Raw genomic sequence first — 895 nt, 5'->3', positions numbered from 1 at the left:
AAGGTGAAAGGCAAAGAAGTACATGAATGGCTAGAGTGCAGCGCGGGCCAATTCAAGCATATTGATGTCAATACGACTCAGCCACAATCGTTAATTGATTGGGATAACTTCCGTACGTACAACTTTGACGTGATTGATGGTGTGGAATACCAAATCGACATCACTCAGCCACCGAAGTACAACGCGAAATGTAAAGTCATTAATCCGGACTCCCAGCGTATCGTGAATCTGACTTTCAATGGTAAACCAGTTGATCCGAAACAAGATTTCATCATTGCGACTAACAATTACCGCGCGTACAGCAATACCTTCCCTGGCACGGGTCCGGACTTCATTGCATTTGACTCTCCAGACGAAAACCGTTCTGTGGTTGCTGCGTACATTTCTCGCGTCAGTGAGGAAAAAGGCGAAGTCACGCCAAGCGCTGACAATAACTGGTCGTTCGCACCAATTAAGTCAGACAAAAAACTGGATATTCGCTTTGAAACCTCACCGAGCGAAAAAGCTTCGAAGTTTAGCCAAGACAAAGGCCAATACCCGATGAAACGCGTCGCAACTGACGAAGTGGGCTTTGCGATTTATCAGATCGATTTAAACAAATAAGCGACTCCATGCTCAAACTAGCGGCTTCTCAGTGAGCCGCTTTTTGTTGCTGCGCAAAGCAGTTAAGATAGTTCAAATGCGCTAACCCTTTCACTGCAGATAACCTTCATGCAAAACGACGTATTTTTCGATCTCACTCAACATGGCTTTTCAGAAGACGAAGCCTCACAACTCATGGTCTATGGACAAGAGTTAGAATTACCCACTAGGCACATTCTTAGCCATCAAGGTGAATTTAGTTCTCACATCTACTTCATTCTGGAAGGGTTATGTCACGCAAGCTATCTCACAG

1 protein-coding gene and 1 pseudogene are annotated in these 895 nt (G+C 44.9%); both read left to right on the top strand.

What is annotated here, in order from left to right:
- The coding region (locus R7190_RS26235; RefSeq protein ID WP_318137721.1) for a 5'-nucleotidase C-terminal domain-containing protein at positions 1-603 on the top strand (603 nt) is incomplete at its 5' end.
- 108 nt (positions 604-711) lie between these two features.
- Positions 712-895 (top strand): annotated as a pseudogene (locus tag R7190_RS26230) (Crp/Fnr family transcriptional regulator); the annotation flags it as partial.

Source organism: Vibrio sp. 1078-1 (assembly GCF_033340475.1).
This window is presented reverse-complemented; position numbering and strand designations above follow the sequence as displayed.